We start from the raw sequence: 12,624 nt of genomic DNA, 5'->3' as shown, positions 1-12,624 counted from the left end.
ATGTTCGAACCTGTGGTCGCCACCCTCATCACCTCTATGGCCCGAACCGTTACTGGCGCCCGCAGCCTGTGGATGGGTTGCGCGCCGGAACCCGTGCAGCGCATCTATTTTGCCAATCACAGCAGCCACGGCGACTTCGTGCTCCTCTGGGCCTCGCTCCCTTCCACCCTGCGCAAACTTACGCGACCGGTGGCCGGCAGCGACTACTGGAACAAGAGCGCCTTACGCCGTTACATCATCAGCCGGGTGTTCAACGGCGTGCTGATCGACCGCGAGCGCAAGGACCCTGTGGATAACCCGTTGCAGCCCATGCTCGACGCCCTCCAGAAGGGTGATTCGTTAATCATCTTTCCCGAAGGCACGCGCAATCTGGAAGAGGGTCTGCTGCCGTTCAAAAGCGGCCTGTACCACTTGGCAAAAAGTTACCCACAGGCCCAGGTGATTCCGGTGTGGATCGCCAACCTCAACCGGGTCATGCCCAAGGGCCGAGTGCTGCCACTGCCGCTGCTGTGTACCACCAGTTTCGGCGCGCCCCTGCAAGTGACTGAAGACGAGAGCAAAGAGCAGTTCCTTTCACGCAGCCGCGACGCACTGCTGGCCCTCGCCCCGGAGCATTCCTGACATGGATAGACAAACCCTGATGCTGTTCGGCGGGATCGGCATGATCCTGGTGCTGGCCTCACTGATTGGCCTGATCCTCAAACTGCGCACCCGGGGCACGCCCAATGCAGTCATCGAAAACCTCAACGCCCGCATCAATGCCTGGTGGGTGATGGTGGTGGTGATCGGTGTCGCCTTTTGGCTAGGCACCGGCGCGGTGATTCTGTTGTTTTACGCGGTATCGTTCTATGCGCTACGCGAATTCCTCACCCTCATGCCCACCCGACGCAGCGACTACCCGGCGCTGGTGGCAGCGTTTTACCTGGCATTGCCGCTGCAATATCTGCTGATCTATTCCGATTGGTACGGACTGTTCTCGATCTTTATTCCGGTGTACGTGTTTTTGCTGCTGCCGATCCTTGCGTCTCTCGGCGGCGACAGCACGCACTTCCTCGAGCGGGCGTCGAAAGTGCAATGGGGCTTGATGATCGCGGTGTTCTGCGTGTCGTTCGTGCCCGCCCTGCTGACCTTGGACATCGTCGGTTATGAAGGCCGCAACCTGCTGCTGATCGCGTATCTGGTGATCGTGGTGCAGCTGTCGGACGTGCTGCAGTACGTATGCGGCAAGTTGTTCGGCAAACACAAAATCGCGCCCACTCTGTCACCGTCGAAAACCGTTGAAGGTTTTGTCGGCGGCGTTTTGCTGTCCTCGCTGATTGGTGCAGCCTTGTGGTGGACCACACCGTTCAGCCCGTGGCAGTCGTTCTTGATTGCGCTGCTGATCAACCTGCTGGGGTTTGCCGGCGGCATCGTGATGTCGGCAATCAAGCGTGATCGCGGCGTGAAGGATTGGGGGCACATGATCGAAGGCCACGGCGGGATGCTGGATCGACTGGATTCAGTGTGTTTTGCGGCACCGATCTTCTTTCATCTTGTGCGGTATTGGTGGACTTGAAATAGCTGGCCTTTTTCAAAAAAAAAGACCGCAGCCAAAGCTGCGGTCTTTTCATTTCATTGCTTGTGGATAACTTATTCCACAGTCACCGACTTCGCCAAGTTACGCGGCTGGTCAACGTCAGTACCTTTCAATACAGCGACGTAGTACGAGAGCAGCTGCAGCGGGATGGTGTAGAGGATCGGCGACAGGATGTCGTGGATGTGCGGCATCTGGACGACATGAGTGCCTTCGCCATTGGTCATGCCGGCCTGCTCGTCGGCGAAGACGATCAGTTCACCGCCACGGGCGCGGACTTCCTGTAGGTTGGACTTCAGCTTCTCCAGCAACTCGTTGTTCGGCGCCACGGTGACCACCGGCATGTCGTTATCCACAAGCGCCAACGGGCCATGTTTCAGTTCGCCCGCCGGGTAGGCTTCCGCGTGGATGTAAGAGATTTCCTTGAGCTTGAGGGCCCCTTCCATCGCCACCGGGAATTGCGCGCCGCGACCGAGGAACAGCGTGTGGTTCTTCTCGGCGAACAGCTCGGCGATTTTCTCCACGGTGCTGTCCATGGCCAGGGCTTCGCCCAAACGGGTCGGCAGGCGACGCAGTTCTTCAACCAGTGTGGCTTCGACACCTTCAGCCAACGTACCGCGAACCTGACCCAGAGACAGAGTCAGCAACAGCAGGCCAACCAGTTGAGTGGTGAAGGCTTTGGTCGAGGCTACGCCGATTTCGCGACCGGCCTGGGTCAGCAGCGTCAGGTCCGATTCACGCACCAGAGAGCTGATGCCGACGTTGCAGATTGCCAGGCTGGCGAGGAATCCCAGCTCCTTGGCATTGCGCAGCGCGGCCAAAGTGTCGGCGGTTTCACCTGACTGGGAGATGCTCACGAACAGGGTGTCCGGCTGCACCACTACCTTGCGATAACGGAATTCACTGGCGACTTCGACCTGACACGGGATGCCAGCCAGTTCTTCGAGCCAGTAACGGGCAACCATGCCGGCGTGATAGCTGGTGCCGCAGGCGACGATCTGTACATTGCGCACCTTGGCGAACAGCTCGGCAGCTTGGGGACCGAACGCCTCGACCAGCACCTGGTTCTGACTCAGGCGACCTTCAAGGGTGCGCTGCACCACGGCCGGTTGCTCGTGAATTTCCTTGAGCATGTAATGGCGGAATTCGCCCTTGTCAGCCGCTTCGGCCCCGTCACGGTACTGAACGCTTTCACGCTCGACGAGTGCGCCGTTGATGTCCCAGATCTGCACGCTGTCGCGGCGAATTTCGGCGATATCGCCTTCTTCCAGGTACATGAACCGGTCAGTGACCTGGCGCAGTGCCAATTGATCGGAGGCCAGGAAGTTTTCACCCAGGCCCAGACCGATCACCAGTGGGCTGCCACTGCGGGCCGCCACCAGGCGATCCGGTTGCCGGGCACTGATCACCGCCAAGCCATAAGCACCGTGCAGTTCTTTGACGGTCGCTTTCAGGGCCGCAGCCAGGTCGGGCTGATCATTGAGTTTTTCGTTCAGCAAATGCGCGATGACTTCAGTGTCAGTGTCCGACGTGAACACGTGACCCAGAGCCTTGAGTTGCTCGCGCAGGGCTTCATGGTTCTCGATGATGCCGTTGTGCACCACCGCCAGATCGCCCGAAAAATGCGGGTGAGCATTGCGTTCGCAAGGCGCGCCGTGGGTCGCCCAGCGGGTATGGGCAATGCCCAGACGGCCGACCAGAGGCTCTTCGATCAGCGCCTGTTCCAGTTCGCTGACCTTGCCCGGACGACGCGTGCGCAAGAGTTTTTCATCGTTGGTGTACACCGCCACACCGGCGCTGTCATAGCCACGGTATTCCAGACGTTTGAGGCCTTCGAGCAAGATGGCAGTAATGTTACGTTCTGCGACTGCACCGACAATTCCACACATGCTAGCTCTCCTGACTGACGGCGGCGCAAATCAAATTAATGCCGCGGGCCTGAATCTGATCGCGTGCCTCCAGTGGCAGGCGATCATCGGTGATGAGGGTATGGACGCTGCTCCATGGCAGTTCCAGATTGGGAATTTTGCGACCGATCTTATCGGCTTCGACCATCACAATCACTTCGCGGGCAACCTCGGCCATGACACGGCTCAAGCCCAGCAATTCATTGAAGGTGGTGGTCCCGCGTACCAGATCAATGCCATCGGCACCGATAAATAGCTGATCAAAGTCATATGAGCGTAGTACTTGCTCGGCCACCTGACCCTGGAAGGACTCAGAATGCGGATCCCAGGTCCCCCCGGTCATCAGCAGCACCGGCTCGTGCTCGAGTTCGCTCAAAGCGTTGGCGACATACAGGGAGTTAGTCATCACCACCAGACCCGGTTGCTGACCGAGTTCCGGGATCATCGCGGCGGTGGTACTGCCGCTGTCGATGATGATTCGCGCATGCTCGCGGATTCGCGTGACGGCGGCGCGGGCAATGGCCTGCTTGTATTTGGAAACCGGTTGGCCGAGGTCGGCGACCAGCTCCTGAGGCATCGTGACCGCCCCGCCATAACGACGCAGCAACAAACCGTTGCTTTCAAGCGCCGCCAAGTCCTTGCGAATCGTAACTTCCGAGGTTTCGAAGCGCTTGGCCAGCTCATCCACACTGACTTCCCCCTGCTCATTGAGCAAGGCGAGGATGTTGTGGCGGCGTTGGGGCGTGTTGCGCTTCGACATGGCTTGGTAAGTTTCGATTCGAAAGATAACGTAAGCAATCAAAACCTATTAGCGAAACTTCGTCAAGTCAGCGTTAGAAAAAAGATGTGTGGATAACCCATAAAAAAGATCGCAGCCTTCGGCAGCTCCTACAGGATGAACACGAATTCCCTGTAGGAGCTGCCGAAGGCTGCGATCTTTTGATCTTGCTGTGGATAACTCAGCTCTTCTTGATCTTCTCCGGCCGTTTCCAGCCATCGATGTTCTTCTGCCGAGCCCGACCCACAGCCAACTGCGCCTTATCCACATTCTGGGTAATGGTCGAACCAGCCGCCGTCGTCGCACCCGCGGAGATATCCACAGGCGCCACCAACGAGTTGTTGGAACCGATGAACACATCTTCGCCCAACACGGTTTTCCACTTGTTCGCGCCATCGTAGTTACAGGTGATGGTGCCTGCGCCGATGTTGGTACGCGCACCGATCTCGGCGTCGCCCAAATACGTCAAATGACCGGCCTTGGCGCCCTCGCCCATATGCGCGTTCTTCAGTTCTACGAAGTTACCCACATGCGCGCGAGCTTCCAGCACCGTGCCGGGACGCAAACGAGCAAACGGGCCGGCATCGCTGCCTTCACCGAGTATCGCGCCTTCGATATGGCTGTTGGCCTTGATCACCACGCCTTTGCGCAGGGTGCTGTCCTTGATCACGCAGTTCGGGCCGATCACTACATCGTCCTCGATGACCACTTTGCCCTCGAGGATCACGTTGATGTCGATCAGCACATCGCGGCCGATGGTGACCTCACCACGCACATCGAAACGTGCCGGGTCGCGCAGGGTCACGCCCTGAGCCATCAAACGACGAGCAGCGCGCAGCTGATAGTGACGCTCAAGCTCAGCCAGTTGCTTGCGATCGTTGGCGCCCTGCACTTCCATGGTGTCATGGGGGTGTTCGGTAGCCACCACCAGACCATCACTGACCGCCATGGCGATCACGTCGGTCAGGTAGTACTCGCCTTGGGAATTGTTATTGGAGAGACGACTCACCCAATCGCCCAGACGTTCGAAAGGTAGCGCCAGAATGCCGGTATTGCCCTCAGTGATCGCACGCTCGACGTCGTTGGTGTCTTTATGCTCGACGATGGCGGTAACTTTGCCGGCGGCATCGCGGACGATACGGCCGTAACCCGTCGGGTCATCCAGCTCAACGGTCAACAGGCCCAGTTGCTGCGGTGCAGCCAGCTTGAGCAAGCGTTGCAGGGTTTCGACTTCGATCAACGGTACGTCGCCGTACAGAATCAGCACGGTGTCGGACTTAATGAACGGCACAGCCTGGGCCACCGCATGTCCGGTACCCAGCTGTTGATCCTGCAGGACGAAATTCAGGTCATCGGCCGCCAGACGCTCGCGCACCGCTTCGGCACCATGGCCGATCACCACATGGATACGTTGCGGATCAAGTTGCCGCGCCGTGTGGATAACATGGCCAAGCATTGAATTACCGGCAACCGGGTGCAGAACTTTCGGCAAAGCCGAACGCATGCGCGTGCCTTGGCCGGCAGCGAGGATAACGATTTCAAGAGACATGACAGGCTACTAATCCTGGGAGGTCAGCGGCTGCGACCGGGTGATGAAAGTCGGAAAAGAAAAAAGGGTAGCCGAGGCTACCCTTTTTAATCAATCACACAATAAGTCGACGGCCGAATTAATGGCCGAACTTCTTGCGGATCTGCTGGACGGTGCGCAGCTGAGCTGCAGCCTCGGCCAGACGTGCGGCAGCAGAACCGTAATCGAATTCCGCGCCTCGCTCATGCAAGGCCTTCTCGGCAGCCTTAACGGCTTCCTGAGCGGAGGCTTCGTCCAGGTCGGCAGCACGTTGCACGGTGTCGGCAAGAACCTTGACCATGTTCGGCTGAACCTCGAGGAAACCGCCGGAGATGTAATACACCTCCTCTTCCCCGCCCTGCTTGATCAAGCGGATAGGACCCGGCTTGAGATTAGTGATCAGCGGCGCGTGACCCAAGGCGATACCAAGATCACCCAGTGCACCGTGCGCAACCACCATCTCGACCAGGCCGGAAAAGATTTCCCCTTCCGCGCTGACGATATCGCAATGGACTGTCATAGCCATCTGATTGCCTCAACCTAAATTAGCGCCCGTTGCCGGGCGCCGGGATTACAGTTTCTTGGCTTTCTCGATCGCTTCTTCGATGCCGCCGACCATGTAGAACGCTTGTTCTGGCAGGTGGTCGTAGTCACCGTTGAGGATGCCTTTGAAGCCAGCAATGGTGTCTTTCAGGGAAACGTATTTACCCGAAGCACCGGTGAAGACTTCAGCCACGAAGAACGGCTGCGACAAGAAACGCTGGATCTTACGAGCACGGTTTACCAACTGCTTGTCGGCTTCCGACAGCTCGTCCATACCCAGGATCGCAATGATGTCCTTCAGTTCTTTGTAACGCTGCAGAACATACTGTACGCCGCGAGCGGTGTCGTAGTGGTCCTGGCCGATTACGTTCGGGTCCAGCTGGCGCGAAGTCGAGTCGAGTGGATCGACCGCTGGGTAGATACCCAGGGAAGCGATGTCACGGGACAGAACGACGGTGGCGTCCAAGTGGGCGAAGGTGGTCGCTGGCGACGGGTCAGTCAAGTCATCCGCCGGTACGTATACCGCCTGGATCGAGGTGATCGAACCGTTTTTGGTCGAAGTGATACGCTCTTGCAGAGTACCCATCTCTTCGGCCAGGGTCGGCTGGTAACCTACTGCAGAAGGCATACGGCCCAGCAGTGCGGATACTTCAGTACCGGCCAGGGTGTAACGATAGATGTTGTCGACGAACAGCAGAACGTCGTTACCTTCGTCACGGAACTTCTCGGCCATGGTCAGGCCGGTCAGTGCTACGCGCAGACGGTTACCCGGCGGCTCGTTCATCTGACCGTAAACCAGTGCCACTTTGTCCAGAACGTTGGAATCCTTCATCTCGTGGTAGAAGTCGTTACCCTCACGAGTACGCTCACCCACACCGGCGAACACGGAATAACCGCTGTGCTCGATGGCGATGTTACGGATCAGTTCCATCATGTTTACGGTTTTGCCTACACCGGCACCACCGAACAGACCGACTTTACCACCCTTGGCGAACGGGCAAACCAGGTCGATAACCTTGATACCGGTTTCCAGCAGGTCGTTGCCGCCCGCTTGTTCAGCGAAGGTTGGCGCAGGACGGTGAATGCCCCAGCGCTCTTCGGTGTCGATCGGGCCAGCTTCGTCGATCGGGTTACCCAGAACGTCCATGATCCGGCCCAGGGTCGCTTTACCGACTGGTACGGAGATGGCTGCGCCAGAGTCATTGACTTCCAGACCGCGCTTCAAGCCCTCGGTGGAACCCATCGCAATGGTACGAACCACACCGTCGCCCAGCTGCTGCTGAACTTCCAGGGTGGTTTCGGCCGCGCTCACTACTTTCAGCGCGTTGTAGATGCTCGGTACGCTGTCGCGTGGAAATTCCACGTCGATAACGGCGCCGATGATTTGAACGATACGTCCGCTACTCATAGCTGGATCCTCTGAATATTTGAACCGTTAAACCGCGGCAGCGCCGCCGACGATTTCCGAGATCTCTTGGGTGATCGCAGCCTGACGCGCCTTGTTGTAGACCAGCTGCAAATCGCTGATCAAATCACCGGCGTTGTCGGTAGCGTTCTTCATCGCGATCATCCGCGCAGCTTGTTCAGCCGCGTTGTTCTCGACCACCGCCTGGTAGACCTGCGACTCCACGTAACGGACCATCAAGCCGTCAAGCAGCTCTTTGGCGTCCGGTTCGTACAGATAATCCCAGTGGTGCTTGAGTTCTTGATCCGGGGTTGCCACCAGTGGAATCAACTGCTCCACGGTAGGCGATTGCGTCATGGTGTTGATGAACTTGTTGGACACCACGGACAGGCGGTCAATACGGCCGTCCAGGTAAGCATCCAGCATCACCTTGACGCTGCCGATCAGATCATTGATCGACGGCTCTTCACCCAGGTGGCTGATAGCTGCAACGACGTTACCGCCGAAGTTGCGGAAGAAAGCCGCACCCTTGCTACCAACTACACACAGATCAATCTCGACGCCGTTTTCGCGGTTTACCGCCATGTCCTTGACCAGGGCCTTGAACAGGTTGGTGTTCAAGCCACCACACAGACCACGGTCACTGCTCACCACAACGTAACCGACGCGCTTTACTTCACGGTCGATCATGAATGGGTGGCGATATTCCGGGTTGGCGTTGGCCAGATGGCCAATAACCTGGCGGATGCGCTCCGCGTAAGGACGGCTAGCAGCCATGCGCATTTGTGCCTTGCGCATTTTACTGACCGCCACTTTTTCCATGGCGCTGGTAATCTTTTGCGTGCTTTTGATGCTCGCAATCTTACTGCGAATCTCTTTTGCGCCTGCCATGTAACACCTATCAGGTTAGCAAGCGGGAGCCTTGCGGCTCCCGCTGCGGCTTACCAGGTTTGGGTGGCCTTGAACTTCTCGATACCGGCTTTCATGCCAGCGTCGATTTCGTCATTGAAGTCACCCTTCACGTTGATCTTCGCCATCAATTCGGCGTGATCGCGGTTGAAGAAAGCAATCAGCGCTTGTTCAAAGCTGCCGATCTTGGCGATTTCGACGTCAGTCAGGAACCCACGCTCAGCGGCATACAGCGACAGCGCCATGTCAGCGATCGACATTGGTGCGTATTGCTTCTGCTTCATCAGCTCGGTAACGCGCTGACCATGCTCAAGTTGCTTACGGGTCGCTTCGTCCAGGTCAGAAGCGAACTGGGCGAATGCCGCCAGTTCACGGTACTGAGCCAGAGCGGTACGGATACCACCGGAGAGCTTCTTGATGATCTTGGTCTGAGCGGCACCACCCACACGGGATACCGAAACACCGGCGTTCACAGCAGGACGGATCCCGGAGTTGAACATGGCCGATTCCAGGAAGATCTGACCGTCGGTGATGGAAATCACGTTGGTCGGAACGAACGCGGAAACGTCGCCAGCCTGGGTTTCGATGATCGGCAGTGCGGTCAGGGAACCGGTTTTGCCGGTCACTGCGCCGTTGGTGAACTTCTCTACGTATTCTTCCGAAACGCGGGATGCGCGCTCCAGCAGACGGGAGTGGAGATAGAACACGTCGCCTGGGTAAGCTTCACGGCCTGGTGGACGGCGCAGCAGCAGGGAAATCTGGCGGTAAGCCACTGCTTGCTTGGACAGATCGTCATAAACGATCAGCGCGTCTTCACCGCGGTCGCGGAAGAATTCACCCATGGTGCAACCGGAGTACGGAGCCAGGAACTGCAGTGCTGCAGATTCCGAAGCGCTCGCCGCCACGACGATGGTGTTAGCCAGTGCGCCGTTTTCTTCCAGCTTGCGAACAACGTTGGCGATGGTCGATTGCTTCTGACCGATTGCTACGTAGACGCAGAAAATGCCGCTGTCTTTCTGGTTGATGATCGCGTCGATCGCCAGAGCGGTTTTACCGATCTGACGGTCACCGATGATCAGCTCACGCTGGCCACGGCCGACAGGGATCATGGCATCGACAGCCTTGTAGCCAGTCTGTACAGGCTGGTCTACCGACTTACGCCAGATCACGCCTGGAGCAACTTTCTCGACCGCATCGGTCTCGGTGTTGTTCAGCGGACCTTTGCCGTCAACTGGGTTACCCAGTGCGTCGACTACGCGACCCAGCAGTTCCTTACCAACCGGAACTTCGAGGATGCGGCCGGTGCACTTGGCGCTCATGCCTTCAGCCAGAGACTGGTAGGAGCCCAATACAACGGCACCTACAGAGTCTTGCTCGAGGTTGAGAGCCATACCGAAGACGCCGCCCGGAAACTCGATCATCTCGCCGTACATAACGTCGGCCAGACCGTGAATCCGCACGATACCGTCAGATACGCTGACGACAGTGCCTTCGTTACGGGCTTGGGAGGTCACATCGAGCTTGTCGATGCGGCCCTTGATAATTTCACTTATTTCGGAAGGATTGAGTTGCTGCATTGCTCTGCTGCCCCTTCAAACTCAAGATTTCAATGCTTCGGCAAGGTTCGCGAGTTTGCCGCGAACCGAGCCATCGATAACCAGGTCGCCGGCGCGGATGACAATGCCCCCAATCAGGGATTTGTCTTCCTCGACTTGCAGGCGCACTTCCCGGTTGAGTCGTGCACTGAGAACCTTGGCGAGTTTGTCTTGCTGTTCTTGGTTCAATGCAAAAGCACTGGTCACTTCAACGTCTACCGACTTCTCTTGTTCAGCCTTGTACAGGTCGAACAGAGCGGATATCTCCGGCAAAAGCGGGAGACGGTCGTTTTCGGCAACGACGTTAATGAAGTTCTGTGCCTTGGCATCAAACTTGTCGCCGCACACGTCAATAAACGTGGCGGCCTTGTTTGCGCTCGTCAGTCGCGGGGCCTTGAGCACGCGCTGCATGGTGTCGTCTTGCGACACTGCTGCAGCCAGGCCGAGCATGGCTGACCAAGAGGCCAGTTGCTGGTGGGCCTGGGCGTGCTCGAAGGCTGCCTTAGCGTAAGGTCGGGCCAACGTGGTCAATTCTGCCATGATCGCCCTCGCTTAAATTTCAGCAGCCAGTTTGTTTACCAGCTCCGCGTGCGCGTTTTGATCGATTGTGGCACCCAGGATCTTCTCGGCGCCGCCGACAGCCAGTGCACCCAATTGGGCACGCAGCGCGTCTTTGACACTGTTCAGTTCCTGCTCGATCTCGGCCTGAGCCTGAACCTTCACACGGTCAGCGTCGATACGGGCTTTTTCAACAGCCTCTTCAACGATCTGGTTACCGCGTTTCTTGGCTTGCTCAATGATTTCGGCTGCCTGAGCTTTCGCTTCGCGCAGTTGTTGACCCGCTTTATCTTGGGCCAACTCCAGGTCGCGAGCTGCTCGGGCGGCAGCGTCCAGTCCATCCGCGATCTTCTTCTGACGTTCGTGCAAAGCCGCGATGACCGGAGGCCATACGAACTTCATGCAAAAAAGTACAAAAATTAAGAACGCAACGGACTGGCCAATCAGGGTTGCATTAATGTTCACGCCAACACCTCGCTCGTTCGTTGCACAACACACTAATCACTCGACGATTCGAGTGATTAGCCAGCGAGTTGACCAACGAATGGGTTCGCGAAGGTGAAGAACAGAGCGATACCAACACCGATCATGGTTACGGCGTCGAGCAGACCGGCAACGATGAACATTTTAACTTGCAGCATTGGAACCATTTCTGGTTGACGCGCGGCGCCTTCCAGGAACTTGCCGCCCAACAGGCCGAAACCAATTGCGGTACCCAGTGCGCCCAGGCCGATCAACAGTGCAACAGCGATAGCGGTTAGACCAACTACAGTTTCCATCTTTCCTCCCGACTTTTACGTCGTATGGTTTAGGTTTTTTAGATTTTAAAGCGGTAAAACAAATCGTTTCATAGCCCTGTTCGGGCACCCACCCGTGTTACCGGGTGGGACATCAGACTAGTCGAGACTGGTCTTAATGGTTCTCTTCGTGCGCCATCGACAGGTAAACGATGGTCAGCATCATGAAGATAAACGCCTGCAGGGTGATGATCAGGATGTGGAACACAGCCCACGCCCACTGCAGAACTACGCCCAGGCCGCTAAGCCAGAGCAGACCGCTGCCGAACATCACAGCAATCAGAATGAAGACCAGTTCGCCGGCATACATGTTGCCGAACAGACGCAGTGCCAACGAGATCGGCTTGGCAATCAGGGTCACGAACTCAAGCAGGAAGTTCACCGGAATCAGCAGGGCTTGAACGAAGATGTTCTTGCTGCCGAACGGGTGCAGGGTCAGTTCGCCGATGAAACCGCCGATACCCTTGACCTTGATGCTGTAGAAAATGATCAACGCGAATACCGACAGGGCCATGCCCAGGGTAGCGTTCGGGTCAGTAGTCGATACGGCGCGGAACGGGATGTGCGCGTCGCCGGAGATCAACATGGCCACTTGAGGAATCCAGTCAACCGGAATCAGGTCGACGGCGTTCATCAGGAAGACCCAGACGAAGATGGTCAGCGCCAGCGGTGCAATCACCGGGCTACGGCCATGGAAGCTGTCTTTCACGCTGCCATCGACGAATTCGACCAATACTTCAACGAAGTTCTGCAAAGCACCAGGCTGACCGGAAGTCGCCTTCTTTGCCGCCATGCGGAAAAGAAGAACGAAGATCAGACCCAACGCGACCGACCAGCCGAGAGTATCGACGTGGAAAGCCCAGAAGCCCATTTCTTTGGCTTCTGCTGCGGTGTGGGCAAAACCCCACCCGCCAGTTGGGTGCTGACCGAAGGTCAGGTTCTGCAAGTGGTGCTGGATATAGCCCGAAGCGGTTGTCTCTGCCATGGTTGCC

Annotated in this window: 13 protein-coding genes; 2 read left to right on the top strand and 11 right to left on the bottom strand. The window is 57.3% G+C overall.

The annotated features are described in order from the left end of the window. Complete coding sequence (locus tag KGB18_RS00670; protein WP_223569240.1) at positions 1 to 621, top strand: lysophospholipid acyltransferase family protein; 621 nt, start codon at positions 1 to 3, stop codon at positions 619 to 621. A gap of 1 nt (position 622) precedes the next feature. Next, the gene (locus tag KGB18_RS00665; protein WP_123720105.1) at positions 623 to 1,555 is read left to right on the top strand and encodes a phosphatidate cytidylyltransferase; all 933 of its coding nucleotides are present in this window, start codon (positions 623 to 625) and stop codon (positions 1,553 to 1,555) included. A gap of 74 nt (positions 1,556 to 1,629) precedes the next feature. Here the strand turns inward: KGB18_RS00665 and glmS are convergent, their stop codons facing one another. The 11 genes from glmS to atpB all read right to left on the bottom strand — a co-directional run bounded on the left by glmS (position 1,630) and on the right by atpB (position 12,617). Continuing rightward, positions 1,630 to 3,462: a glutamine--fructose-6-phosphate transaminase (isomerizing) gene (glmS, locus tag KGB18_RS00660; protein WP_123720104.1), complete on the bottom strand. Its 1,833-nt coding sequence runs from the start codon at positions 3,460 to 3,462 to the stop codon at positions 1,630 to 1,632. A gap of 1 nt (position 3,463) precedes the next feature. After that, complete coding sequence (locus tag KGB18_RS00655; protein ID WP_123720103.1) at positions 3,464 to 4,240, bottom strand: DeoR/GlpR family DNA-binding transcription regulator; 777 nt, start codon at positions 4,238 to 4,240, stop codon at positions 3,464 to 3,466. 199 nt (positions 4,241 to 4,439) lie between these two features. Continuing rightward, a complete protein-coding gene (glmU, locus tag KGB18_RS00650) occupies positions 4,440 to 5,807 on the bottom strand; it encodes a bifunctional UDP-N-acetylglucosamine diphosphorylase/glucosamine-1-phosphate N-acetyltransferase GlmU (RefSeq protein WP_123720102.1) in 1,368 nt (455 codons plus the stop codon). A gap of 118 nt (positions 5,808 to 5,925) precedes the next feature. Next, positions 5,926 to 6,351: a F0F1 ATP synthase subunit epsilon gene (locus KGB18_RS00645; RefSeq protein ID WP_010465460.1), complete on the bottom strand. Its 426-nt coding sequence runs from the start codon at positions 6,349 to 6,351 to the stop codon at positions 5,926 to 5,928. 45 nt (positions 6,352 to 6,396) lie between these two features. Further along, on the bottom strand, positions 6,397 to 7,776 hold the full coding sequence (gene atpD, locus KGB18_RS00640; protein WP_008007883.1) for a F0F1 ATP synthase subunit beta: 1,380 nt from the start codon (positions 7,774 to 7,776) through the stop codon (positions 6,397 to 6,399). 27 nt (positions 7,777 to 7,803) lie between these two features. Next, a complete protein-coding gene (gene atpG / locus KGB18_RS00635; RefSeq protein ID WP_007903034.1) occupies positions 7,804 to 8,664 on the bottom strand; it encodes a F0F1 ATP synthase subunit gamma in 861 nt (286 codons plus the stop codon). Between the two features lie 50 nt (positions 8,665 to 8,714). Then, the gene (gene atpA / locus KGB18_RS00630) at positions 8,715 to 10,259 is read right to left on the bottom strand and encodes a F0F1 ATP synthase subunit alpha (protein ID WP_007903032.1); all 1,545 of its coding nucleotides are present in this window, start codon (positions 10,257 to 10,259) and stop codon (positions 8,715 to 8,717) included. A 21-nt stretch (positions 10,260 to 10,280) separates the two neighbouring features. Then, positions 10,281 to 10,817, bottom strand: coding sequence for a F0F1 ATP synthase subunit delta (locus KGB18_RS00625; protein WP_007903030.1), 537 nt, complete (start codon positions 10,815 to 10,817; stop codon positions 10,281 to 10,283). 12 nt (positions 10,818 to 10,829) lie between these two features. Next, positions 10,830 to 11,300, bottom strand: coding sequence for a F0F1 ATP synthase subunit B (locus KGB18_RS00620; RefSeq protein ID WP_007903028.1), 471 nt, complete (start codon positions 11,298 to 11,300; stop codon positions 10,830 to 10,832). Between the two features lie 56 nt (positions 11,301 to 11,356). Beyond that, positions 11,357 to 11,614, bottom strand: a complete 258-nt coding sequence (gene atpE, locus KGB18_RS00615) for a F0F1 ATP synthase subunit C (RefSeq protein ID WP_002555987.1) — start codon at positions 11,612 to 11,614, stop codon at positions 11,357 to 11,359. Positions 11,615 to 11,747: 133 nt separating this feature from the next. Then, positions 11,748 to 12,617: a F0F1 ATP synthase subunit A gene (gene atpB / locus KGB18_RS00610; protein WP_052966015.1), complete on the bottom strand. Its 870-nt coding sequence runs from the start codon at positions 12,615 to 12,617 to the stop codon at positions 11,748 to 11,750. Positions 12,618 to 12,624: the final 7 nt, after the last annotated feature.

The organism is Pseudomonas sp. BF-R-26, from assembly GCF_019947395.1.
In the GTDB taxonomy this organism is placed as follows: Bacteria; Pseudomonadota; Gammaproteobacteria; order Pseudomonadales; family Pseudomonadaceae; genus Aquipseudomonas; species Aquipseudomonas farris.
Note: the sequence above shows the minus strand (reverse complement) of the source record. Positions and strands in the feature narration are given on the sequence as shown.

Bases quoted from the DNA above. Each gene is read 5' to 3' on its own strand.
- KGB18_RS00625 (WP_007903030.1), bottom strand. From the start codon at position 10,817: ATGGCAGAATTGACCACGTTGGCCCGACCTTACGCTAAGGCAGCCTTC.
- KGB18_RS00655 (WP_123720103.1), bottom strand. From the start codon at position 4,240: ATGTCGAAGCGCAACACGCCCCAACGCCGCCACAACATCCTCGCCTTG.
- atpD (WP_008007883.1), bottom strand. From the start codon at position 7,776: ATGAGTAGCGGACGTATCGTTCAAATCATCGGCGCCGTTATCGACGTG.
- glmS (WP_123720104.1), bottom strand. From the start codon at position 3,462: ATGTGTGGAATTGTCGGTGCAGTCGCAGAACGTAACATTACTGCCATC.
- atpE (WP_002555987.1), bottom strand. From the start codon at position 11,614: ATGGAAACTGTAGTTGGTCTAACCGCTATCGCTGTTGCACTGTTGATC.
- KGB18_RS00665 (WP_123720105.1), top strand. From the start codon at position 623: ATGGATAGACAAACCCTGATGCTGTTCGGCGGGATCGGCATGATCCTG.
- atpA (WP_007903032.1), bottom strand. From the start codon at position 10,259: ATGCAGCAACTCAATCCTTCCGAAATAAGTGAAATTATCAAGGGCCGC.
- glmU (WP_123720102.1), bottom strand. From the start codon at position 5,807: ATGTCTCTTGAAATCGTTATCCTCGCTGCCGGCCAAGGCACGCGCATG.
- KGB18_RS00645 (WP_010465460.1), bottom strand. From the start codon at position 6,351: ATGGCTATGACAGTCCATTGCGATATCGTCAGCGCGGAAGGGGAAATC.
- atpG (WP_007903034.1), bottom strand. From the start codon at position 8,664: ATGGCAGGCGCAAAAGAGATTCGCAGTAAGATTGCGAGCATCAAAAGC.
- KGB18_RS00670 (WP_223569240.1), top strand. From the start codon at position 1: ATGTTCGAACCTGTGGTCGCCACCCTCATCACCTCTATGGCCCGAACC.
- atpB (WP_052966015.1), bottom strand. From the start codon at position 12,617: ATGGCAGAGACAACCGCTTCGGGCTATATCCAGCACCACTTGCAGAAC.